Consider the following 22,634-nt stretch of genomic DNA (forward strand, 5'->3'; position numbering starts at 1 on the left):
GCGCCTGTTATTGGCTTAAAGGTCGAGAGCCTGACGTTGCAGGGCAATCAGTTCGCTAATGCCCTTTTTGGCCAGACGCATCATGGCAGCCATTTCTTCTTCGCTGAACGGCTCACCTTCTGCCGTGCCTTGCACTTCGACAAAGCGGCCATTACCGGTCATCACCACATTCATGTCGGTTTCACAGTCCGAATCTTCCAGGTAATCCAGATCCAGCACCGCTTCACCCTGGTGAATACCCACGGAAATGGCTGCCACGAAATCGCGCAGCGGGCTTTGCGCGAGCTTGCCCTGGGCAATCAGGCCGCTGATGGCATCATGCAGCGCGACAAATGCGCCGGTGATACTGGCGGTACGGGTGCCACCATCCGCCTGGATCACGTCACAGTCGATCTGGATCTGCCGTTCACCCAGCTTTTCCATATCCACCACCGCACGCAGCGAACGGCCGATCAGGCGCTGGATTTCCTGCGTACGGCCACTTTGCTTGCCGGCCGCCGATTCACGCCGCATGCGGCTGCCGGTGGAACGCGGCAGCATGCCGTATTCCGCCGTCACCCAACCCTTGCCCTTGCCTTTCAGAAAACCGGGTACAGACTCCTCCACACTGGCAGTGCAAATGACTTTGGTGTCGCCAAATTCAACCAGCACCGAGCCCTCGGCATGCTTGGTGTAATGACGGGTAAGACGGATAGAACGCAAGGCGTCGTTATTTCGTTGGGAAGGTCGCATCGTCGATGTCCTGTATGAAACAAAAACAGGTGATCTCCTGCGACATCACCTGTCTGATGAAAATTCGGGGTGGCCGCTTCAGCCTGGTTTGCTACCCAGGATTTCCTGATGCATCAGCTCCAGATTGGGGTCGAGAATCTGGCGGCCGGCATAACGCGGCGGTGTGACCAGCGTATCCAGTGTATCGGGCTTGCCTGCCAGTTCGGCGGCATCATCCAGCAAGGTCACTGCAACGGCGGACAGATTGTCGCCATTGCTACCGGCACGCCGTTCGGCCACGTTCATCAGGGCTGGCATTACCTGGCCCACCGCCCGGCCGATGAACACCTTCTCCATCTCGGTATCGCTGATTTGCGACCACAAGCCATCGGTACACAGCAGCACCGAGCAACCGGGCTGCAGCAACTGTTTTTCGCCTATGTCGATATCCGGGTCGGTGGTAGCCCCCAGGCAGTTGTAGATCTTGTTGCGTTCCGGATGGGTGCGCGCGCCTTCTTCGGTCAGCTTGCCCTGGTCGATCAGGCGCTGGACCTGGGAGTGGTCGCGCGAGCGCAAGCGCATGCCCTGCTTGCCATCAAGCAGATAGAGCCGCGAGTCACCCACATGGCACCAGTGCAATACACCTTGCTGAATGATGGCCGCCACCACCGTGGTACTGGGTATCTCCGGCAGGCGATGGTCTGCCGCATAGTCCAGAATGGCCTGATGCGTGGAACTGATTGCATTCACCAGAAAACGGTTGGGATGGGACAAACTGGGCGTAGCCTGCTGGTAAAACAGCTCGCTCATCAGATCGATGGTGATTTGTGCGGCCACCTCGCCTTGCAAGTGCCCGCCCATGCCATCGGCGACCACCAGCATGACCGCCTCACGTGAATGGGCAATGACCTGGCGGTCCTGATTGTAGGAGCGGCCTCCGATGCGGCTTTCCTGATACAGGGATAATTTCATCGCATGCTCCTCAGGAAGAACGGCCGCCAGCCAGGCCCTTGATCCAGCCGACCAGCCGCTTGGCCGCCACGGCAGGCTCCGGCAGCGGTTCGGGTTGGCTGTAACTGGAATCCAGCAAACGCTTTTGAATGGCCAATACGGTGGAAGGACGGGCATCCGGTGCCAGATTGAGGCATTGGTCGGTCAATTCGAGCAACTCTTTGGAATAATAGTGGCGAAACAGCTTGCTGGCCGGTACCAGTTTGTCCGCTTGCAGGCGCTGCTGGGCGATTTGCGGCGTGCGGCCACCCATACAGACGTACAGGCAGGCACCGACGGCGTAGATATCGGTCCACGGGCCAAGCGGCTGGTCTTTTTCATATTGCTCCGGCGCAGCAAAGCCGGGGGTGTACATGGAGGCGAAATGCTTGTCGCGTCGTGACAGGGTTTGCCTGGCCGCGCCAAAATCCAGCAACAGCGGATAACCGCTACGGCGCAGGTAGATATTTGCCGGTTTGATGTCCAGATGCAGCAGGCGGTGCAAATGCACTTCGCGCAAGCCGGACAGCAAGGCGGCAAACCATTTGCGTATCCGGCGTTCTTCGAGACGACCTCCGGCCAGCTCCAGCTCGCGACCAAGCGAGCGGCCATCGGCATATTCCATCACCATGTAAACCGTTTGGTTGGCACGGAAAAAATTGCTGACGTGTACCACGCTCTTGTGGCTGATTTCCGCCAGGATGCGGCCTTCTTCAAAAAAGCATTTCAGGCCCAGATTGAAGGCGTCGCGGTCCAGTTCGTGCGGAACCGTCACCATGCCCTCTTCATCACGCTGGGCCAGGTTACGCGGCAGGTATTCCTTGATGGCATATTTGCGGTCGGCATCGTCCAAGGCCAGGTAGACAACGCTGAAACCACCGACAGAGAGCTGGCGGACAATGGTGTACTCGGCCAGGCGATAACCTACCGGCAAGGCAGTCAGTTGGCTGGATTGAGTCATGACATGGCAGTTGCTATAGTGTTCGTTGGCCCGGAATTGAGCATGCACAGCAATTCGGGCCCTGTTCTGAATTTTAATGACACCACAAGCGGGGGCCCACAATGATCCTAAGTATGACAGGCTTTGCATCCATCAGCAGAGACTTTCCAGGCGGTTTGCTCAGTCTGGAAGTACGTGCAGTGAATCACCGTTATCTAGATGTACAGATGCGTCTGCCCGAAGAGCTGCGCATCATCGAGCCACAGCTGCGTGAGATGGTGGCATCTCGTGTCAGCCGTGGCAAGCTGGAATGTCGTGTCGGTCTCAATCAGCTTGAAGCCGACAATCCGACACTGGAACTGAACGCCGACTTCCTGGCCAGCCTGCTGCAAGTGGCCGCACAGGTTGAACAGCAAGCCCCTCAGGCCAAGGGCCTGTCGGTGGGCGAGCTGCTGCGCTGGCCCGGCATTCTCAAAACCAATACCCTGGCACCGGAAGTGCTGCAGCAGCTGTGCCTGCAAAGCCTGACCACCGCGCTGGAAGACTTCAACGCCTCACGCGCACGCGAAGGTGAAAAGCTCAAGCAGATCCTGCACGACCGCGTTACGGCCATGGAGGGCATCATTAGCACCATCAAGCCCAAGCTGCCCCTGATTCTGGATGCCTACATGAGCAAGCTGTCCAGCCGCTTGCAAGATGCGCTGGGTAATGTGGAGGACGACCGCATCAAGCAGGAATTTGCCCTGTTTGCCCAGAAGATTGATGTGGATGAAGAGTTGTCGCGCCTGACCACCCACCTGAGCGAAGTCAAGCGCATCCTCAAGGCTGGCGGCCAGACCGGCAAGCGGCTGGATTTCCTGATGCAGGAACTGAACCGCGAAGCCAACACGCTGGGCTCCAAGTCGGTCTCCACCGAAACCACCCAGGCATCTGTCGAGCTGAAAGTGCTGATCGAGCAGATGCGCGAGCAGATCCAGAATATCGAGTAAGCTTTCATATCGTGTCACACCGTGGCACCGAACCAACAGAAGCCCCGCCAGTCGGGGCTTTTTCATTTCAGGTCGTGTCACTGCATCGCAACAAAGCGCATACTTGGCGTGTACCCAAGCGTGTACCCAATGCACTTTTCTGGCAATTGTTTGGGTACACACCCCTATTCGCTGTTCTGTTTTTTGCTGATCCAGCAGCGGCAAGGGCTTGGGGCTGATACTCACTATTCAGGACATGGCATGGAAGATCAGGAAGATAAGAAAACTAAGGTAAAACTGACCGACCAAGGCATTAAAGCCTGGATTAAGGCTGGGGAGCACTTTGAGGGAAAGTCAGATGGTAATGGCTTGTGGCTGCGCTTCCGTCAATCAGACAAGATGCCTGTTTGGCGATTCCGCTACCGCTTTGAAGGCAAGCAGCGAATTGTGCAAATAGGTAGCTATGCCGAGTTTCCCATTGCCCAGGCCCGAAAAGCTGCCCGCGAACTGGCTGCACGTGTGGCGCTGGGCTATGACGTGGCCGGGGAGAAGCAAGAGCGCAAGGCCGCAGCCCTGGCCAAGATCGAGGAGGAGAAGAACGCCATTACCATGCTGGTGCTGGCCAATGAGTATTACGAACGGCAGATTCTAGGCCGCTGGAAGCACCCGGATATTGTCCGCCGCCGCATCGACAAGGACATAGGCCCAGCACTTGGCCACATGAAGGTGGAGGACATCAAGCCCCGCCACATTGATGACATGCTGCAAGCCATCGTCAAACGGGGAGCGCCCAGCATTGCCAATGACACCTTGCGATGGGTGCGCCGCATGTTTGACTACGGTATCAAGCGCCACATTCTGGAAATCAACCCGGCAAGCGCCTTTGACCTGAACGATGCAGGCGGTAAAGAAGAAGCCCGCGACCGGGCCCTATCCCGCGACGAGATTGCCAAGCTGTTTGCAGCCATGAAGCTGGCCAGAGGTTTCAGCGTAGAAAATGACCTGTCCATCAGGCTGCTATTGCTACTGTGCGTCCGCAAGATGGAACTATGCGCAGCCCGCTGGGAGGAGTTTGATCTGGCCAATGCCGTGTGGCACCTACCCGGCGAACGCAGCAAGACCGGCAAGCCGATTGATATACCCCTGCCCGCCTTGGCCATCGAATGGCTGCAACAGCTTCACACAATGGCTGCGCCCAGCAGCTGGGTATTACCTGCCCGCAAGATGCAGCACCGCATGGTTCCCCACATTCATGAAGGCACCATCGGCACAGCCCTGGGCAAGGTCAAACCGCACATGCCGGACGTGCCAGACTTCACCGTGCACGACCTGCGCCGCACTGCCCGCACCCAACTGGCCGAGCTGGGCATTGATCCAGTCGTGGCCGAGCGCTGCCTGAATCACAAGATCAAGGGCGTGGAAGGGATTTACAACCGGCATGACTACTACAACGAGCGGCGCGACGCCCTGAACAAGTGGGCTGGCCTGCTGGATGCCCTGGACAAGGGCGAAGCGTACAACGTGACACCAATCAGCAAGGGCAGAAAGAAAACGGCCTGACGCTGAATTTACACCAGCAATATCATGAAATTCTAACTAACAAGCTTTGCCGACACCTAGCCCGACGGGGCGAAAAGCGGAAACCCTTGCCGCCTGGTGTTGGCAAACCCAACAAGGGACGCCGAAGGGGGCGTGATGCCAGACCAATACTATGGCAAGGAAGTAATTCACTGGGAAGATTTGCCACGACTTACGGAAAATGGCCTACCACCCAAAGCTTATTACAGCCTTGATGACGCGGCAGGCATCCTAAAATGTCGTCCGATAGATGTATTGCATTATGCTGCAACAGAGCGACTTGATGTTGTTGCGAGCGCAGAGTCCATTTCCGTGGCTGCCGTACTGACACTTCCAGATGATTATGAATTTGACCCCAATGACAAACGACAAGAAGGTATTGAATTTATTGCCCTTAATGCAGGACAGGCGAGGGAAGTTGAATTAAAGGGTGAAACATCAATGCATTTTGCTTTCTGGGGGTACTCTGTAAACAATCCGATTGGTGTGTACGGAGCGCCGCCATGGGAGATTGGATATGGGCAGCGAGGATCGTACAGATTCTTTTCTCTCGTTGAGATAGTAGATGAGGAGGATTTTTCTGAAGGTCCGCTTGATCAAATAACCATAACGATGAGATCTATATATGTTATGGCGGTAAGCCTATACCGATTCAAGTTAGGCTTATTGCAAACCAAAGAAGATGTAGCCAAAAAGCTGGAATTTTCAGGGTTGAATGCGAAGCCAAGGAGGCAAGACGGCATGGCAAGAGTTGTTGCAGCCCTTGCCGCCGGATACCTTGGCTCAACAGATGACATTGGTAGCAAAGCTAATCAAATTCTTGACGGCCTAGTCGAAACGCAAAACAGAGGCGGACTCGAAGGGCTACAACTTCCAGACGTTAAGACTTTGCGCGGCTATCTCAAACAAGCGCAAGACCAGATAAAGAGGTAATTCCCTCTGTACCATGGGTAATTCCCTCGAAGCCGCCACCGTGCGGCTTTATCTTTGCCTCGCAATGTCAATCAACGGAGCGATGCAACATGAAACCCCACGCCACAACTGGCAAAACCATCAAGATTGCCGACGCACAGGCCAATATCCTCGCCACCTACGGCGCACTGCCTGCAACCGGCTTTGTCCGCCTTGCCGACCTGCGCCAGATCATCCCCCTGTCTGACTCCACTATTTGGCGAAGGGTGAAAAATTCCACCTTCCCACAGCCACTGAAATTGTCCGAACGCGTGACTGTTTGGCGAGCTGAGGCCATCCGCCAATGGCTGGACGAACAAGGCCAAGCGGCATAAGGGGGCGACATGGAAAACATCCTGACCTTCCCCTGCAAGACTGACCACGCACCCGGCAAGGATTGGCTGCACGGCGACGAACTGGCCGAGCATGTTGGCGGCACTGGCAAGACCACCGCGCAATGGCTGGCCCTGCCCGAGACGCAAGAGTACCTGGCAGCAATGGCCGAGCATCTGGCGCTGCCCACCGCTGCCGACCTGTACGCTCACAAGCCTGATGGCATTTGGCTGCACCCTGCCCTGTACGTCTGCCTTGCCCGCTGGGCCAATCCAGTGTTTGGCGTGTGGTGCGATGGCCAGATAGTGGCTGCTGGGGGGTACTACGCATGATTCCCCTTGCCTGCCTGACTTCTCAGCGTGATAATGCCCCCGTGCTGTTCAATAGCGGCACCGGGATTGGTCTCCCGAACACTAAGGCGGACAGCCGCCACTTGCAGCATTTTTTGCGTCCGTTTCACACCACTGGTGCGCCTTTTCCTATGGCAGGCCGTGGTGGGAGCGTGCTTGCACGCGCCGGTTCCTTAGTGCCGGTAGACCAATCCCGCCATGCGCCTGCCACCCCCGATTGGTCTCGGGATGGTGGGTCTAAACTCACTAAGGAGGCACCAATGCCTAAGCTTTCCCGCGTCTTGTCACGCCTGCACCCCATTGCTCACAACATCGGCACCGCTGCCACTCAGGCCGAAGCCCAAGCCCTTGCCCGCCTGCATCTGGCCCGCACTGGCCACGCTGTACGCATTGCCCCGGCTGCCGTGGGCTTTACCGTGGCGGAGGTGCGCTAATGGCTGCCCTGACCGAAGTTTCCCGCCTGACCATTACCCTGCTGGCCACAGGTCAAATGCTGCTGAAACCTAGCTGCGACCTGTCCGACCTGATCAGCCACATCAGGGCCGCTGTTGACGAGACAGTCGAGATTGATGACAGCTTGGCTGACACTGACGACACCCGCCCGACCACTGCCCGCCTTGTCGTGGCCATGATGTCTGATGGCTCTTGCAAGTCCGGTATCCATGGCGATGCAGACGCACTGATGGCCCGCTGGAAACAGGCATACAGCAAAATGGAGGCCTGCCAATGACCGCCCGCTACAAAGCATTCATCCAGCGCGACCCCAATTGGATGACCCGTACCGAAGAGTCCGCAGAGCCGATCAAGCTTGAGTCTGTTTGTTTGGGGGTGTTTCCTTCCAAACTGGATGCACAGTGGGCTTGCCTTGAGCGCCTGCATCAGGATACCGATGCCGTTGGATACACAATCCGCGCAATCAAGGAGGCCGTGCCATGCTGACCCTGAACCAGCGCCATGCCGCCGAGTTTGACGGCCAAGCCGCCGCCCACCGCCTTCTGTTGCTGCTGAACGAGCATCTGCACCCGGCAGCATACGATAGCGCCACCGACCGCACAGAAGCGGCCTGCACCCTGCTGGGAGCCTTTGCCGCCGTGTTTGGCGAATGCCTGGCAGACGCGACAGACGCACAGCGGCGATATGGTGCGGCACAGTCCACCGTGCTAGTGACGCGAATCATCCAGAACGCCCCCCAACTGCTGGCCAGCCTGAACCGCTGACCCTTCCCCCGACAATCTGAAATCTAAGGCCGCGTCCCAAGGCCGATAACGGGCAACAGGGCGCGGCACGTCTGAAAGGATCATTTCATGACGCCATCAGAGATGAAGCAGGCCATTGGCGAGGCCATCGACGGTTTTTACCGCAATCTGCGCCAGAAAAAAGAAACGGCCCAAGGAATGGGCCGATCAAAGGGAATACATCAACTTCCCTCTCAGTCTGGCACAGCTACAGGGCAATTCAACCGCGACTTGCTGCCTGACCCGCAAGCGTACTTTGAGGCCCAAGGGATGAAGCTGCGGGGCCGTGGCGCTTGGCGCATGACCAAGTGCGTATTTCACGATGACAGCCGCGCCAGCCTATCCGTAAACGTCCACACCGGGGCTTTCCGCTGCCATAGCTGCCAAGCATCTGGCGGGGATGTGCTGGCATTCCACCGACTACTGACCGGCAAGGGCTTCCGTGAAGCTGCCGCTGAACTGGGGGCACTGCGCCATGACTGACCTGGTAATGAAAGCAAGCGACGAGGCACGAATGGCAGCAGGCCGCCTGTCTGCCCAGGCCAAGGCCGAAGGCTACAGGGCCGAAGCCCTGCATGTTTACACCGACGCCAGCGGCACCCCGCTTTACTGGCGCATCAGGGCCAAGCATGACAACGGTGATAAGTGGATCAGGCCCATGCACTACGATGGCAGCCAATACCGCATTGGCGAACCGCCCGCCCCTGCCGGTGGGAAGCCACTGTACGGCCTGCACTCCCTCGCCCTGCAACCGGATGACGCTGTTTACCTGGTGGAAGGTGAGAAGGCTGCCGACGCCCTGCTGAGGCTGGGCCATGTTGCAGTAACTAGCGGGGCCGCTGACAGCGCCAATGTGGCTGACTGGACGCCACTGGCGGGCCGTAGCGTGACAATCTGGCCCGACAATGACGAAGCCGGAACAAAGTACCTGTCAGACTGCCTGCCGCTGCTATGGGCCACTGGTGTGGCGGCAATCAGCATTGTGGACGTGTCTACACTGTCACTGCCCAGCAAGGGCGATGTTGTGGACTGGCTGACCGTGCACAAACCCGCCGAATTGGCAGACCTGCCGCTGATCGAAATGGAGACACCAGACACAGGGCCGGAGCCTTTCGAGCGCGATAGTGAGCCGACACCGTGGCCAGCCGATTGCCTACCGGGAGCCATGCAACAGGCTGCCCAAGCAATTGCCGAGCATGTCCAAGCCCCTGAGCCATTGGCAGCAATGGCCGTTTTAGCTGCCGTGGCGCACGTCGCCCAGCGCATTGCCAATGCAGACCACCCCAAGATGGGCGCAATGCCTAGCAGCTTGTTTGTGCTGAGCCTGGCCAATAGTGGCGACCGTAAGAGCGCCACCTTTTCACTGGCCACCCGTCCAATTGACAAGGCCGAGGTGGAGCAGCGCCAGCACCATAGAAGCCAGACAGAGGCCATCGAGCGCGAAGCCGCAACAGCCAAGCCGCAAGAGCGTGAAAGCATCCTGCAAGATAAGCCACGCGATCCGCGCACCATCTACAGCGAGGCCACACTTGAAAAAGTGGTCCGCGACTTTGTGAAAGGTAGCCGCCCTGCCCTGTCCTGGTCGTCTGATGAAGCTGGGCAGTTTTTTGGTGGGCATACCATGAAGTCTGACACGATGATGGCAGCCCTTGGCACCCTTACCCGGCTATTTGATGGCAAGGGCGTAGAGCGCGACCGCGTAGGGGCCGAGTCTGGCAGTGGCTTCCGGCCTAATGTCCGGTTTGGCTTGTTCCTGTCCGGCCAGCCCAGTGTTATTGCTTCCTCACTGGCCAACCCGATGCTACGGGGGCAAGGCTTGCTGCCGCGCTTCATTCTCAGTTGCCCGGCAAGCATGGCAGGTGAGCGTTTTCTTGATGAAAGCGCACTGGAACAACGAACTGACCGAGATCAGCGACTGATCCACTACTGGGCAACGCTTGGGAGAATGAACCAGTACCCGGAGTCATTGGATCAGTACGGCGGCCTGGACCTGCCTAGCGCCACGCTGACACCTGACGCCACCGCACTATGGCTGAACTTCTACAACGCAACAGAAGCGCGGCAAGCGCCACTGGTGGGCGATCTGACCGGCAGCCTGCAAGCCTTCGGGGGCCGTGCTGGTGAACTGGCGGTGAGAGTGGCCACCGTGTTTGCCGTCTGGCGGCACTTTGAGCGCCTTGATGATGATTTGCAGGTATTGGGTGAGGACATGGCCCGCGCTTGCCGTCTGGTGGGCTACAGCCTGGCTGAATGGCTGCGCTTGTCGGAAACCACCCAGCTATCCGCAACAGAGCGCGACGCCCGCGACCTGCTGGCATTCCTGCAACGTGACACCGGCAAGTGGGCCAGCTTCACGAAAACCGCCGCGGCACAGAAAGGCTATCGCCCACTGCGAGATGACAAAGACCGGCGCAATGCTGCTCTTGATGAGCTGGTCCGCCGCCGGTGGCTGTCTTTCGATGGATCACGCTTCACCCTCGCAAAAGATCAATCTCAGGGTGTGGCTAAGGCTAAAACGGCTAATTCGGCTAATTCCTGGGGGGTGGCCGGGTCTGAAATTAGCCAGATTAGCCAAATTAGCCTTAGCCATCCGCCCAAACCGAGTTTTTCAGAGCCGGTATTGAGTAGCCCGCCACCTGTCACAACAGCACCGCCAGCCCCCGAACTGGACTGCCAAAGCCTGGACGACTGGAACGCCGCCTATGAGGCCGCTGACCACCTGCTCACCGGCACTGACGAGGTGAAATTCTGATGACGCCCGAAACCCTTTACAACGCCATTGCCGCGACCGGGGCCAACTGCTGGGCACAGCAGGGCAAGGTGCATCTCAGCCCCCTGTCGATTGTTCCTGCCGCCCTGGTGGAGCAGATCAAGCGCAATCGTGATGCCCTGTGCGTCTGGCTGGAGGGTACTGGCCGGACCACTCCGCCAGCACCTAAGCAGACAAGCGCCACGATAACCGCCATTGCACCGGGAACAGGCCACCCCCTGCCTGCCATCCACGACGACCTGATGCGAGCCATTACGACCACTGCCCGACTAGATGGATGGGATCAGCACAGCATTGACGAAGCCATCCTGTTTGCCCGCCGCCAGATAGCCCGCAAAGAGTCCACCGAGTGGGAGTTATTCGAGACATACCGCCGCCACGTCAAAACCTTGCTGATTGGCCGCAACGAAGAAAGGAAACGCAAATGACTAAGCCGCTGAACCTGCATGAACACTTCACCCCGATTCCCGGCGATCCTGACGGCGCTATGCACCTGAGTATGCCCGCAACCCTGCTGGTGATAGCGGACTGCATCAACAGCGATGACAGCACACCAGAGGGCCAGCAACGGGCCAAGGCAGTCATCACTGAGTTTGTTGCGATGCTGCGCAAGATTCACTGGCCACAGGCCGAGTATCTGGAAACGTGGCTGCTACGGGGCAACCCGGATGCCCGCCGATTGCTGCCCGCCCTGGTCAAGGCCGTGGATGCCGTGGGACAGATGGAGGTGGGCAACATGCTCAACCGGATGATGGAGGGCCTGTGACAGGCTGGTGATGGAGGCGGGGCGACCCGCCTTTTTTGCGTCTGGAATCTGCAATCAGACTGTTTTTGAAATTAACCCCATGCAATCGGCTGTCAAGGGGGTATTTCCGGCAATCCGACTGATTTTGAAAACTCCCCCATGCAATCCCCATTCGATGCGGCAAGTGCGCAGCAAGAGGCCCTGCCGTGCGCACAATCCGCATTGCTTGTCACACTTCCCCACCAGCCCACTGCTGAACAACATTTATGGGTGAGCTTTCAGATCAACAGGTTATGGCGCGACGTGGGGATGGGGTGCAGCTTTTGCGCCCCACGGCAATGGGAGCGAATGGCAGAGCGTGCGCAAGATCGTGCGCATGGAAATGCACGTTTTCAAAGTTGCGCACCCAGGACAAAACGGGGGCCGCACCCCAAGAAACCCTATGATGGCACGCACGGATCACCCGGCCAGCAACCTGATAAAACCTGACATGCCGACCCGAAAGCAGGCCGCCCACATACTTGTCAAAACTTGACATGCCGGGAGCTGGATTGCTGGCAAATGTTGGCGTGGCCATGCTGACATTTGCTGACATGCACGCCGGACAATTGATAAGGAATGATAAGGTTTCCCGGAGGGTTTCAGGGCACCAGCAGGCCGGGCATACTGTTAGCAAATGTTAGCTTTCTGGCTAGTTGGAACGGGACGCAAAGCCGCGCCGCTACTAGAAAAAACTAGAAATTTACCCAACAGCACAATGACCATCTGCCACAGAGAAATACAGTTTCCACTGGCACAAAGGGGGTGGCGTTTTACCATCCCCTGCCCGGCTGCCTACTTCAAAAAACTTCAATTCTGCTGAACGGAATTTTTCGTTTACTCCCCCTGGCGCCTCCCTGCGCAGTTTTGCGCTTTGCTTTGCAAACAAGGGTTTATTGCACGGCTGGTGTAAGGAAGCGCAAGGTTAACGCCCTGCCGACAAAGAGGCGGTACGCAAGACAGAGGTACGCAGCGAGGTACGCACGGAAACAGTCCACTGCACCGTAAGGAGTCGCAAGGCATGCACAGCCTTGCTGCCCGGTTAACAGTGGGAGTTAACAGCACTGGTTAACAGCAGAATGGCAAGTTCGCACTGCACTGGTTCGCACCGGTTCGCACCCGAAGGCATGGTTGCCAGTGAGCAGGTTTCCACGCTGGTTTCCACCCAAAGCACTAAATTTGCAGGCCTGGTTGCAGGGGAAAGCCAAGCAAAGGCTGGTTGCCAAGTCACTGGTTGACGGCTGGTTGACAGCAGAACGCTGGTTTCCAGTCGCTAGGTTTCCACAGTGGTTTCCACGGGAAAGGCTGGTTTCCGACCAATGCGTTAAGTTGTGTTAACCGTCCTTTATTTCCAAGCAGCAACTAACTAATGTGACACCTATCAAATCATAAGAACAAACTCGCCGCGTCCTATGAATAGCCATCTTCATGCAAAGTTACATCCAATAGGCCTACTGGATATTCCTGCTGTCTACGACTTGGTTCAAGCGGGTGCTATGCGAGGCGCGTACTCAGACAACTACCTGAATGAACAAGGCTTGGTTTCATTGCTATGGCAGTTGCTTTGTGGATGGGCTGCGAATACAAAATGTCCCATTCCAATGGAGACTGGGGCGGGCAGCATGCAAGTTCTCAAGGACAATGAAAATCTGTATGGCTTTGCTTGGCTTGAATGTGCCAGCCGTCAGCACAACGGAATTGTCACGCTCAAGATGTTTTCCGTCAGACAAGACATGAACGGAATGGGGATAGGCAAGACAATGCTGGAATTGATTGAGGCGCGCTTACCAAAGTGTTGGGTACTCAGGGCAGAGTGCACCCCTTACGCCAAAGGAATGAAAGCATTACTCCGTCACAGCGGATTTAAGAGAGAGAGGCAAAGCATTGTGCCTATGGGATGCCATGGTTTAGATGTCTATATCAAAGACACTAGCGGTGTTTAACACCTTAACCTACTTGGCTACCCGGCCCGCCCAGCGCGGGCATTTTCCCGTCTGAGGGTGTGTTTGCGAAATTGCCCCATGAATGAGGCGTGTCACCCCTTGGCTGCCAGTGAGGTCAACGCTGGTATCCAGCGCGTGGTATCCACTCAGGTATCCACGGATACCAGGGTATGCTCAAAAGTGAGTAGACCCACCGATGGGTGTTTACACCAGACTGACTGTGATTGCCCTGCCCAGGGTGAGGCACCGCGAACCGCCCAGCACCGAGAACCCCTCTTCGGGGGCTTCGGGGCGATGGGAATGGAAACCATATTTCCCCCATGGATGAGGCGATCCAACCATGTCATCCGGTAAGGGCTGAAACTAGAGCACTCCGTTTTAGCGTGTACCCATGGGTGTACCCATAACAAAAACGCGAGTAGCACAATCCTTTACTGGCAAGGCTTTGAGCCACCTACTCAGTAAACAGATCCAACATCGAGTAAACCTGTGTCCCCTGCCCTCCTGACAGGGAAGCAAACCAAGCCCCGCCCGCCGGGGCTTTTTTGCGCAGTTTTCCGCCGCCACAGCCTTACCTTTCTTTACATGCCAGGCCGAGATCGCCAGCGGTCCCAGCCCTTAGAATGCGCATTGGCATACGGGGAGGAATCATGTTGAAACAATGGTTGGTGACGGCGGCAGCGCTGAGCATGACTGGCTGCAGCTATGGTGACATGCTGGACACCATTCCGGCAGACCGGCATCAATCCTATGTTCCCAGCCTGTCACGGCAGGCCGTCCGCCTAGAGGTCTCCCCGGCAGAGCAGCGTTTCCTGCAGGCCGAAGGCTGCCAGCAATGCCGGGCAGCCGACCAGTTTTATCGCTTCATCCATGACGACCCGGCAGTGCGCAAATCGCGTTTGCCGCGCAACCCGCTATTGGGCAATGATGCCGGTGATGCAAAGCGACAGTGGGTGGATGAGGCGCGTACCGCCGTTTATTTCTCCCGGCACATCCGGCTGGCGGACGGGCAAAGCCTGTTCCAGCTGATTACCAAGTGCAGCAATGGCTGGGACAATCCGGCCACCGTCGCTACCTTCAGGCATCCAGCGGGACAAGAAGCCGGTTTTGACATCGAATACCTGATACGTTTCAAGAAATACGGTCAACCCATCGCGCAGGAAGTGCGGGCGGTTTTCCTGCGTCAGGGGACGCGGATCATGGCCAACAGCAGCTTTGCCGAAGCAGTGGTCAATACCCCGGACTTCATGCAGCAATACCAGTTGCGCTGCTGGCAGGATTAGCCAGGCCCGGCGCGGGCCTGGTTTGCATTTTTTTACCTCATCGCGCGGACATGCACGGCACAACAAGACATGGGGCACGTTAAGATGCGGGCATCATTCATGCCTCGCTGGCGGACCCTGCCCGTAATGCCTCACTTTCCGATTCCATCCTCGGTCTTTTCACCATACCGTCTGGGCGGGCTTGCCTGCCTGATACTGTGCACAACCCTGTTGCAAGCCTGTACTACAAGCGACTACACCATGTTCGAGTACCGCAATGGCAGCAAGATCATCGATGGCGAGGGCGGTAGTAAACGGACCGTGGACGGGGTGGAAATCTGGGATGCAGGCGACCCACCGCACCGCTATCGCATCATGGGCATGATACGGGTGAGCGATTACGACATGGCCTATGTCAACACCACCATGCTGCATGCCATTGCCCAGCAGGTAAGACATTCCGGCGGCTCGGCGGCCATTTTGCTCAATAGCAACGGAGGCATGCGCACCGCGATAGACAGCATGACCTGGCATGAGCGTTTGGGCACACCACAAGAAAATGGCTATCGCATTCTGCGTGCGCTGGTGGTGCAATACTTGCCTGAGCAAGCGAGCACGCCAACGACGGCATCCGCACCGCAAACCAGCAAACCAGCCAAAGCGCTCAAGGCGGTTCGCTAAGCTGCTTGACCAGCAAATCTGCCGCCACACTATCAAACTGCGGATCCTGCTGATGGGCACACAGCGCGGCACCGACGGCAATCAGGCGTTCCAGCTCACTCACCGTCAACTTGCCGGCAATGGCGACCAGCGCTTGCGCCAGCATCAAGGGGATGGACGTCAGGCTTACCGGCTCGGTCGGCGGGTGCTGACGCATCAGGTTGAGGATATCAATGGCATCCATGTCACTCTCCTGCAGACCGGTTATCCGGTCATGAGCAGTTAGAGTGGCAAACAGCAGTGCCGTTCCGGTATTGCCGCCAGCAAGATGGCGCAATCCGGCGGTGATGATGGCTGTATTTGCCCTGTGCAAGACAGGGCCAGGCTGGCAAGCTGACTTCAACATGATCAGGAGCCAACCATGCTGGAACTACGCCCGAATTGCGAACATTGCGGCTGCGCCCTGCCCCCCGACTCGCCACTGGCCCGTATCTGTTCGTTTGAATGCACCTTCTGTGCCGACTGCGTGGCACTGCTACAGCATGCCTGCCCGAACTGTGGCGGCAATTTTGTGCCACGCCCGGTGCGACCAGCCACCGATACACGACATGGCAATGACTTGAAGCATTATCCGGCCTCGACATCAACACGCTATCGCCCGGTCGACCTGGCCGCTCATTTACAGTGGCTGGCACAGCAGCGCAAATGAAAAAGCCCGCACAGAGGCGGGCTGGAAATAGTGCGGCAGGAAATCAATTTTGCTGCCAGATCAGGCGGGCAATGGCTGAAGAATCCAGCTCGCCCTCACCTTGCTCTACCAACTGGCCGATCAAGCCGGCCACACGCTCGGCCTCGGGCAAACGGATGCCCAGTTGTTGCGCGGTATCCAGCACAATACCCATGTCTTTCAGGTGCAAGTGCGCCTTGAAGCCCGGCACATAATTGTCATCAATCATGCGCTGACCGTGGATATCCAGCACCCGGCTCTGGGCAAAACCACCCAGCAGGGCTTCACGCACCGGTGCCGGGTCCACCCCGCAGGCCTTGGCCAGCTTCATGACTTCGGCCACCGCTGCCACACCCACGCCAACTGCAATCTGGTTACAAGCCTTGGCCACCTGGCCAGCACCGGAGTCGCCGATATGGGTGATGGTCTTGCCCATGGCTTCCAGTACCGGGCGAACCTTGTCCAGTGCCGCAGCCTTGCCGCCCACCATGATGGTGAGGGTGCCGTTGACCGCCCCTACCTGACCGCCGGACACCGGGCAATCCAGGAAGTCGACACCGTGCTCGGCCAGTTGACTGGCAATATCCCGCGCACCAATCGGCGAGATGGTGCTCATGTCCACGCAAACCAGACCGGCAGCTGCGCCATGTACCGCGCCTTGTTCGCCCAGCAATACCTGCGCTACATCCTTGGTGTCGGAAACATTGGTGATCAGTACATCAACCTGTGCGGCAAGTTGCGCCGGGCTGTCCGCCCAGGTGGCCCCAGCCTCCAGTGCGGTCTGTGCCTTTTGCTGCTGACGCGACCACACCGAGACGGCATGACCGGCTTTCAGCAGATTCAAAACACAGGGCAATCCCATGATGCCCAACCCGATATAACCGACTTTCATATCTACTCCAGCAGTGTGCAGGGGGAAAGCATAAGATTACCGCAAAGCCAGGGGCGTGACAGCGCTGATTTTATTCATCCGCCTTGCACGGCAAACAAGGACAGCCTGCATGCAGCGGAGGACTCCAGCAACAGGGATGGGGTCAGGACTTGTTTTTACGGCTAGCCAGCCAGGATTCAAACTCGAAGTCGGCGCCGGTGGCCTTGTTTTCCAGAAAATAAACAAAGGCCAGAATCTCGGCCACCGCGCGGTAAAGTTCTTCTGGAATGTGGCGGTCCAGATCCACCTGCATCAGCAGGGAAACCAGCTCCGGGGAATCGTGGACAAACACGCCGGCATCCTTGGCGCGGTCGATGATACGCTCGGCCAGTTGGCCATAGCCCTTGGCCACCACGGTCGGCGAGCGCTGCCCTTCCCGGTAGGCCAGGGCGACCGCTGATTTGCGGCCTTCTTCAGTCTTGGGTGACTGTGCCATTTTTCACAACCAGGTTGGCCAGGGTCAGCCCAGCGGCCGCCATGCCACTTTGCAGTTGCTCGGCATGCTGCTGGATCAGCCCGCTGGCTTCATCTTCCTCGGCAACAAAAGAAACCTGCACATTCTGCCCCACCAGGCGCACCCGTGCGGCCACTCCGCCCAGGGCGGGCAGCTTGAGTGACAGGGAGGTACTCCACACCCCGACGTCATCCGCTCCCAGGCTACCGGTGCGTTCGTTGGTGTGTTCCTGTTGTATTTGCAGCTGCATGGGCTGGCCGGGCCAAGCATAGCCATTCAATTGCAGTTGCTGGTTTTCCACGATATCCAGCTGGCGTTGTACCAGATTGGCCAATTCGGGGGCGACCGTGCGCGGGCTCAGGCTGCTGCTGGAATTTGCGGTACTACTGCGACTGTCTGTGCTGGCCAGATCCTCATTGAGCTTGCTGAGCAGGCGCGACTGAGGCTCCTGCTGCACCTGGGACAGGTTGTGCCGCCCATCCAGCCATTCCTTGAGATGCGACTCATAAAACAGGCCGCTCTGGCTGACATTGTTCTTGAGGGTTTGTGCCGTCTCGGCAGGTTGCTGCTTGGCAACGTCCAGACTCAGATCCGTGGCCGGCAAGCCGGGCTTGCTGGTTTGCAGCATGCCAGTCAGGTATTTGGATGCCGGGCTAAGCTGTACCTCAACCGAGCCATCCTGTGCGGCCTCTGTGCTTTGCTCCTGCAAGGCAAAACTGAGAGTGGGGGCCAGTGTGGCCACTTTGAGCGACAGATTGTTGCCGCTTACCGTCATCCCCTGCGGCACGATCAGGTTGAACAGGCTGTTCTTGATCAGTACCGACAGCTGCTGGCCATTATCCTTGCTATCCACCACCTGGGCACTGACTTGCTCGCCCAGCATCAACGGGGGGAGTTTGGCCGGAACAACACTGGCATCCAGCAGCGCCCGCCCGCCCTCCAGCAGCAGGCGTAGCGAAGAGACCGTTTGCGGGGCAAGGGTTCCTGTCGTCGCGGTGGTGGTGGGCAGGGATGGAATCATGAAGTGGAATTGTTTCGGTAGAGGGAAATGATCAGCTCGGCCTCACTGCGTGAGATGCCACACTGACTGGCAACTTCAGAGGCGGGGACACCTTGCTTGATCATCTCGATAGCCTGGTTGTAAGGGCTGAGGCTGGCAGGTTCACTACGCGTTTGCTGCTCCAGCCGCGCCATCAGGCGCGACAAATCGCGCTGCAAGGTGCTGATTTGCTGCTGTTGCTGATCCAGATACATGGCCGTCAGGCTATCACGCCGGTTTTCCAGCAACTGCAAGCGCCAGTACAAATAAGCGCAGACTGCGCACAGGCCCAGCAGCAAGACGACGACAATATAGAAAAAGAGCGAACCGGACATGATATGACCCCTCACACAGCACTTTTTCTAAGTGTATGGTGAAACTGGCCGTAACCCAAGCCGCTCATTACGATGTGTAGGTCTTGAGCAATCGGCTGTTCTGACTGACTGTCTGCATTTCCTCCCGCATCTGCGCAATCCACTCGCTGATGCGTTGCTGCACGACCTGACGCTGGGCAATGACCTGTTCCAGTTGCAGTCTTTCAGACTGGGCAAGCTGGGCCAAATCATGTCGGGAAGACATGAAGCCAGCCAGTTCGGCTTCCTGCTGTTCGGCCAGGCGGATCACCAGCCCGAAGTCACGTGCATCACAGGCTGCCAGCGCTTGTGACAGCGTGTCCAGCATGATGCCGATCTGTTCAGACTGGGTCTGCATGTCCTGGGCTCCGTACCGCATCAATAAGCATTACTTGCCGCACCTGCGGACATGCTGGAACGATTCAACTCTTGCCAGGCAGGCAGGATGGTTTCCAGCAGACGACGCACTTCGGCCAGGATTTCCAGGTCATTCTTGAGGTTGGCAATGCTCATCCGCTGCTTCATGTAGATGTACAGGTCGTTCAGATTATTGGCGGCATCACTGCCTTGCTGCAAATCCAGTGACTCGCGCAGGCCATCAATGATATCGATGGTTTTGGACACCAAGCGCGCCTTTTCGTCGTAACGCTGGGCTTCCATTGCATAACCAGCTTGGTTGATGGCCTTAATAGCACCTTCATAGAGCAGTACCACCAGGCCCACCGGGCTGGCACCGTAAACGGCAGCTTTCAAGGCATCGTCTTCATAAGCCTTGTTAAACTGCTTGAGCATCTTGGAATTCAGCATGATTCTTTACCGTTTGGTTCTGTCCTAGGCCAACAGGTTGGCCAGATTGCTGGTCGATTGCTGCATTTTCGACAATACGGCGTTCAACGCTGTGTATTGCTGGGTATACATGGTCTGGCGTGCGCTCAGCTTGGCGCTCAGACTGGTTTGCAAACTGGTTTCCGACGTAATCAGGCTGTTGATGGATGTCTTGCTGGTTTCAATCACCCCATTCGGTCCCAGCAAATCATTCACCGCCGAACTTAGTCTATCGGCAAAACCGGTACTGCTGGTATTACCGAACAGATTGGCCACTGCTGTCGGATTGGCGCTGAGCGCCTTGCTGAAGGCGGTCTGGTCCAGCTTGAGTGTGCCATCCTTCTGGATGGAAATACCTGCCTGCGCCAAGTAGGCATAGGATGTCGTGGCATCCACGCCCGGCACCGGGGTACTCAGGATGCTGGTGAGCTTCTGCTGGATGGCCAGCACCGAGGCATTGGCCTTCAAGCTGCCGGAACGTGCAGAGTCTACCGCAGATTTCACCTGATTGTAGGCGTCGACAAAACCCTGTAGCGAGGTGGTGATGCCACTGCTATCCGAGGTCATGGTGATGGTGGACTGCCCCAGTTTGGTAATGTCCACATTGGCACCGGAAATGACATTGGTCAGGTGGTTGCTGCCGGAGGAAACACTGACCCCGTTGACGGTGAGCAAGGCGTCCGAAGCTGCTGCCGATTCACTGGCAGCGGTGGTGCTTTGCGTCAGCCCCAGCAGCGTGGAACCGGAGGTAGTACCCGAATCAGTCCCGCCAGCGCTGATGCTGAATGAATTATCACTGCCGGAATTGGACGAAGCCAACACCAGCTTGTACTGGCCATTGTTCTGTACCACCGAGGCACTGACACCGGCACCGCTCTGGTTGATACGGTCGGAAATGGACTGCAGGCTTACGGTGTCGTTGGCGCTGGGTGTCAGGTTGATGACGGTATTCTTGCCAGCTACGGTTAGCGTCAAGGAAGTGGGCGCACCGGCAAGCGTGGCCTTGGGATCGGTAATGGCATTGCCACCATACTGGTCGAACACCAGTTGGCGCGACTTGGCCAGCTGCGTCACGTTCAGCGCATAGCTGCCAGCCGTACCGCCGGTGGTGGTGGTGACACTGGCAACGCTGGTATCGGTCGAACCAGCTTTGAATTGCTGCAGGAAAGCACCGGTGGACATCTTGCCGGACACGGACTGCAGGTTGGACAAGGCGGAGCTGATCTGACCGATCGAACTCAGTTGGGTATTGTATTTGCTGGAGCGCTGCTGGCTGGCTTGCAAAGGCTGCTGCTCAATGGTCATCAGCTGACTGACGATGGACTGGACATCCAGCGTACCGACACTCGTCGTTATTGAAGCCATCTGGCATTACCTCCCTTGCATGCGAGCGCTGCCGGACTCAGGCCTTGTCCTTGAGCAGCAAGCCCTTGAAATCGTCAATCGCCTTGGCAATGCGTATTGCATCTTCAGTCGGTATCTGCCTGATAACCTGATGCGTTTCCTGATCCACTACCTTGACGACCTGGATGTTGGTTTCCTTGTCGACCGAGAACTCCAGCTGGCTGGAATACAGCTTGGCCACGTCGTTCAGTTGCTTGACTGAATTCTGCAATTCCAGTGGATCCGGCTTTTTCTGCTGAGTTCCGTCATTGGTGGAATTTTGCGCCTGGCTTTGGCCTACGGCAACAACGCCACCTGGCGTATTGGGTGTGACCGAGCTGGCTGTGGCATCCGCCGTATTTCCCTGAGTCAGCTGGTTTTGCTGGCGAGCCGTTGGTGTGGCTGTCAGAGGAAGAACAGGGTTGTTCGTAGATGATATTTGCATGACAACGACTCCCGGACAAACGGCCCCGGTCAGCATGCTGACCGAGGCCGGCTCTTCAGCTTAAGCTATTACTGTAGCTTACTGCAGCAGGGTCAGTGCGGACTGGGACAGGGAGTTAGCCTGTTTCAGGATGGAAGTACCGGCCTGTTGCAGAATCTGGTTCTTGGTCAGGTTGGCAGTTTCCGACGCGAAGTCCACGTCCACGATACGGCTGTTCGCTGCTGTCAGGTTGGTCACGTAGTTTTGCAGGTTGGCAACCACAGCATCAAAACGGTTTTGTACCGCACCGAAAGTGGAACGGATATTGGAAACAGTGCCGATATCCGCATCCAGGGCCGACAACTGTGCCTGAGCACCGGTCTGGCTCAACACGTTAATGGTAGCGGTGTTGGTCAGAGACGAGTTGTAAGAGGACAACTGAGTGGTCAGGTCAGACGCTGATACCGATACGGTGTTGTCAGTCGAACCAGAAGAACCAACCTGGAAAGTCAGGGTATTACCACCAGACAGCAATTTGGTGCCGTTGAACTGGGTGGTTTGTACGATACGCGAGATTTCCTGGGTCAGCTGGTCAACTTCTTTTTGCAGCTGCGAACGGTTGGTGTCACTGACCGAGCCGTTGGCAGACTGGGTGGCAATTTCACGGATACGTTGCAGGTTGTTACCGATCTGGCCCAACGCACCTTCAGCCGTCTGGCCGACAGAGGTACCGTCATTGGCATTACGGATGGCCTGGTTGTTACCACGAATGGCGGAGGTCAGGGTTTGGGAAATGGCCAGACCGGCAGCATCATCCTTGGCACTGTTTACGCGCAGACCGGAGGACAGGCGTTGCAAGGACAAATTCAGCGAGGTGCTGGAGTTGCTCAGGTTGTTCTGCGCGGTGAGCGACGCAATATTGGTGTTGACGGTAAGTGCCATGATGATTCTCCTTAGAGCATTCGGGGGGGCGACTGTGTGGGCCTTGACTAGTTATCGACCCCCCGTTGGCAAACTTTAGTA

At 57.3% G+C, this 22,634-nt stretch carries 30 protein-coding genes; 17 read left to right on the forward strand and 13 right to left on the reverse strand.

Annotated features, from left to right (window positions below):
* Positions 1 to 15: 15 nt before the first annotated feature.
* From rph to HWX34_RS04670, 3 genes are all read right to left on the reverse strand, one after another.
* On the reverse strand, positions 16 to 732 hold the full coding sequence (gene rph, locus HWX34_RS04660) for a ribonuclease PH (protein WP_178971195.1): 717 nt from the start codon (positions 730 to 732) through the stop codon (positions 16 to 18).
* 78 nt (positions 733 to 810) lie between these two features.
* Positions 811 to 1,683 carry a PP2C family serine/threonine-protein phosphatase gene (locus HWX34_RS04665; RefSeq protein ID WP_178971196.1) on the reverse strand — a complete coding sequence of 291 codons (873 nt, stop codon included), beginning with the start codon at positions 1,681 to 1,683 and terminating at the stop codon, positions 811 to 813.
* 10 nt (positions 1,684 to 1,693) lie between these two features.
* Positions 1,694 to 2,662 carry a serine/threonine-protein kinase gene (locus tag HWX34_RS04670; RefSeq protein ID WP_178971197.1) on the reverse strand — a complete coding sequence of 323 codons (969 nt, stop codon included), beginning with the start codon at positions 2,660 to 2,662 and terminating at the stop codon, positions 1,694 to 1,696.
* Positions 2,663 to 2,763: 101 nt separating this feature from the next.
* Between HWX34_RS04670 and HWX34_RS04675 the strand changes: the two genes are divergently transcribed.
* The 16 genes from HWX34_RS04675 to HWX34_RS04750 all read left to right on the forward strand — a co-directional run bounded on the left by HWX34_RS04675 (position 2,764) and on the right by HWX34_RS04750 (position 15,496).
* Positions 2,764 to 3,630 carry a YicC/YloC family endoribonuclease gene (locus HWX34_RS04675; protein WP_178971198.1) on the forward strand — a complete coding sequence of 289 codons (867 nt, stop codon included), beginning with the start codon at positions 2,764 to 2,766 and terminating at the stop codon, positions 3,628 to 3,630.
* 240 nt (positions 3,631 to 3,870) lie between these two features.
* The gene (locus HWX34_RS04680; RefSeq protein WP_218645055.1) at positions 3,871 to 5,169 is read left to right on the forward strand and encodes a site-specific integrase; all 1,299 of its coding nucleotides are present in this window, start codon (positions 3,871 to 3,873) and stop codon (positions 5,167 to 5,169) included.
* A gap of 135 nt (positions 5,170 to 5,304) precedes the next feature.
* Positions 5,305 to 6,120, forward strand: coding sequence for a hypothetical protein (locus HWX34_RS04685; RefSeq protein WP_178971200.1), 816 nt, complete (start codon positions 5,305 to 5,307; stop codon positions 6,118 to 6,120).
* An 89-nt stretch (positions 6,121 to 6,209) separates the two neighbouring features.
* Positions 6,210 to 6,473 (forward strand): AlpA family transcriptional regulator, encoded by a 264-nt coding sequence (locus HWX34_RS04690; RefSeq protein WP_178971201.1) that lies wholly within the window; start codon positions 6,210 to 6,212, stop codon positions 6,471 to 6,473.
* Positions 6,474 to 6,482: 9 nt separating this feature from the next.
* Complete coding sequence (locus HWX34_RS04695; protein ID WP_178971202.1) at positions 6,483 to 6,803, forward strand: KilA-N domain-containing protein; 321 nt, start codon at positions 6,483 to 6,485, stop codon at positions 6,801 to 6,803.
* A gap of 278 nt (positions 6,804 to 7,081) precedes the next feature.
* Complete coding sequence (locus tag HWX34_RS04700) at positions 7,082 to 7,255, forward strand: hypothetical protein (RefSeq protein ID WP_178971203.1); 174 nt, start codon at positions 7,082 to 7,084, stop codon at positions 7,253 to 7,255.
* Entirely contained in the window at positions 7,255 to 7,551 is a 297-nt protein-coding gene (locus HWX34_RS04705) for a hypothetical protein (RefSeq protein WP_178971204.1), read from the forward strand. The genes HWX34_RS04700 and HWX34_RS04705 overlap by 1 nt, the downstream gene beginning before the upstream one ends.
* Positions 7,548 to 7,760: a hypothetical protein gene (locus HWX34_RS04710; RefSeq protein ID WP_178971205.1), complete on the forward strand. Its 213-nt coding sequence runs from the start codon at positions 7,548 to 7,550 to the stop codon at positions 7,758 to 7,760. Before HWX34_RS04705 ends, HWX34_RS04710 begins: the two co-directional genes overlap by 4 nt.
* Positions 7,754 to 8,038, forward strand: coding sequence for a hypothetical protein (locus HWX34_RS04715; RefSeq protein ID WP_178971206.1), 285 nt, complete (start codon positions 7,754 to 7,756; stop codon positions 8,036 to 8,038). Before HWX34_RS04710 ends, HWX34_RS04715 begins: the two co-directional genes overlap by 7 nt.
* Before the next feature lie 102 nt (positions 8,039 to 8,140).
* Entirely contained in the window at positions 8,141 to 8,539 is a 399-nt protein-coding gene (locus HWX34_RS04720) for a CHC2 zinc finger domain-containing protein (RefSeq protein WP_178971207.1), read from the forward strand.
* A complete protein-coding gene (locus HWX34_RS04725; RefSeq protein ID WP_178971208.1) occupies positions 8,532 to 10,808 on the forward strand; it encodes a DUF3987 domain-containing protein in 2,277 nt (758 codons plus the stop codon). Before HWX34_RS04720 ends, HWX34_RS04725 begins: the two co-directional genes overlap by 8 nt.
* Complete coding sequence (locus tag HWX34_RS04730) at positions 10,808 to 11,254, forward strand: hypothetical protein (protein WP_178971209.1); 447 nt, start codon at positions 10,808 to 10,810, stop codon at positions 11,252 to 11,254. The genes HWX34_RS04725 and HWX34_RS04730 overlap by 1 nt, the downstream gene beginning before the upstream one ends.
* The gene (locus HWX34_RS04735) at positions 11,251 to 11,592 is read left to right on the forward strand and encodes a hypothetical protein (RefSeq protein WP_178971210.1); all 342 of its coding nucleotides are present in this window, start codon (positions 11,251 to 11,253) and stop codon (positions 11,590 to 11,592) included. Before HWX34_RS04730 ends, HWX34_RS04735 begins: the two co-directional genes overlap by 4 nt.
* A gap of 1,640 nt (positions 11,593 to 13,232) precedes the next feature.
* Complete coding sequence (locus HWX34_RS04740; protein WP_178971211.1) at positions 13,233 to 13,553, forward strand: GNAT family N-acetyltransferase; 321 nt, start codon at positions 13,233 to 13,235, stop codon at positions 13,551 to 13,553.
* A 650-nt stretch (positions 13,554 to 14,203) separates the two neighbouring features.
* Complete coding sequence (locus HWX34_RS04745) at positions 14,204 to 14,836, forward strand: hypothetical protein (protein WP_178971212.1); 633 nt, start codon at positions 14,204 to 14,206, stop codon at positions 14,834 to 14,836.
* 126 nt (positions 14,837 to 14,962) lie between these two features.
* Positions 14,963 to 15,496, forward strand: coding sequence for a hypothetical protein (locus HWX34_RS04750; RefSeq protein ID WP_178971213.1), 534 nt, complete (start codon positions 14,963 to 14,965; stop codon positions 15,494 to 15,496).
* On the opposite strand, the gene HWX34_RS04755 is transcribed toward HWX34_RS04750, so the two are convergent.
* Positions 15,480 to 15,719 (reverse strand): hypothetical protein, encoded by a 240-nt coding sequence (locus tag HWX34_RS04755; protein ID WP_178971214.1) that lies wholly within the window; start codon positions 15,717 to 15,719, stop codon positions 15,480 to 15,482. The genes HWX34_RS04750 and HWX34_RS04755 overlap by 17 nt on opposite strands.
* 177 nt (positions 15,720 to 15,896) lie before the next feature.
* Between HWX34_RS04755 and HWX34_RS04760 the strand changes: the two genes are divergently transcribed.
* A complete protein-coding gene (locus HWX34_RS04760; protein WP_178971215.1) occupies positions 15,897 to 16,184 on the forward strand; it encodes a DUF1272 domain-containing protein in 288 nt (95 codons plus the stop codon).
* Positions 16,185 to 16,227: 43 nt separating this feature from the next.
* On the opposite strand, the gene HWX34_RS04765 is transcribed toward HWX34_RS04760, so the two are convergent.
* The 9 genes from HWX34_RS04765 to HWX34_RS04805 all read right to left on the reverse strand — a co-directional run bounded on the left by HWX34_RS04765 (position 16,228) and on the right by HWX34_RS04805 (position 22,553).
* Positions 16,228 to 17,094, reverse strand: coding sequence for an NAD(P)-dependent oxidoreductase (locus HWX34_RS04765; protein WP_178971216.1), 867 nt, complete (start codon positions 17,092 to 17,094; stop codon positions 16,228 to 16,230).
* Positions 17,095 to 17,236: 142 nt separating this feature from the next.
* On the reverse strand, positions 17,237 to 17,569 hold the full coding sequence (locus tag HWX34_RS04770; RefSeq protein WP_178971217.1) for an EscU/YscU/HrcU family type III secretion system export apparatus switch protein: 333 nt from the start codon (positions 17,567 to 17,569) through the stop codon (positions 17,237 to 17,239).
* Positions 17,547 to 18,608: a flagellar hook-length control protein FliK gene (locus HWX34_RS04775; protein ID WP_178971218.1), complete on the reverse strand. Its 1,062-nt coding sequence runs from the start codon at positions 18,606 to 18,608 to the stop codon at positions 17,547 to 17,549. The genes HWX34_RS04770 and HWX34_RS04775 overlap by 23 nt, the downstream gene beginning before the upstream one ends.
* The gene (locus HWX34_RS04780) at positions 18,605 to 18,961 is read right to left on the reverse strand and encodes a DUF2802 domain-containing protein (protein ID WP_178971219.1); all 357 of its coding nucleotides are present in this window, start codon (positions 18,959 to 18,961) and stop codon (positions 18,605 to 18,607) included. Before HWX34_RS04780 ends, HWX34_RS04775 begins: the two co-directional genes overlap by 4 nt.
* Positions 18,962 to 19,028: 67 nt before the next feature.
* Complete coding sequence (locus tag HWX34_RS04785; RefSeq protein WP_178971220.1) at positions 19,029 to 19,337, reverse strand: hypothetical protein; 309 nt, start codon at positions 19,335 to 19,337, stop codon at positions 19,029 to 19,031.
* A gap of 20 nt (positions 19,338 to 19,357) precedes the next feature.
* On the reverse strand, positions 19,358 to 19,786 hold the full coding sequence (gene fliS, locus HWX34_RS04790) for a flagellar export chaperone FliS (protein WP_178971221.1): 429 nt from the start codon (positions 19,784 to 19,786) through the stop codon (positions 19,358 to 19,360).
* Positions 19,787 to 19,810: 24 nt separating this feature from the next.
* Positions 19,811 to 21,169, reverse strand: a complete 1,359-nt coding sequence (fliD, locus tag HWX34_RS04795; protein ID WP_178971222.1) for a flagellar filament capping protein FliD — start codon at positions 21,167 to 21,169, stop codon at positions 19,811 to 19,813.
* A gap of 37 nt (positions 21,170 to 21,206) precedes the next feature.
* Positions 21,207 to 21,632 carry a flagellar protein FlaG gene (locus HWX34_RS04800; RefSeq protein ID WP_178971223.1) on the reverse strand — a complete coding sequence of 142 codons (426 nt, stop codon included), beginning with the start codon at positions 21,630 to 21,632 and terminating at the stop codon, positions 21,207 to 21,209.
* 78 nt (positions 21,633 to 21,710) lie between these two features.
* Complete coding sequence (locus HWX34_RS04805; RefSeq protein WP_178971224.1) at positions 21,711 to 22,553, reverse strand: flagellin; 843 nt, start codon at positions 22,551 to 22,553, stop codon at positions 21,711 to 21,713.
* Between the last annotated feature and the right edge of the window lie 81 nt (positions 22,554 to 22,634).

The sequence above is a fragment of the Aquitalea sp. LB_tupeE genome (assembly GCF_013391415.1).
Taxonomy (GTDB): domain Bacteria; phylum Pseudomonadota; class Gammaproteobacteria; order Burkholderiales; family Chromobacteriaceae; genus Aquitalea.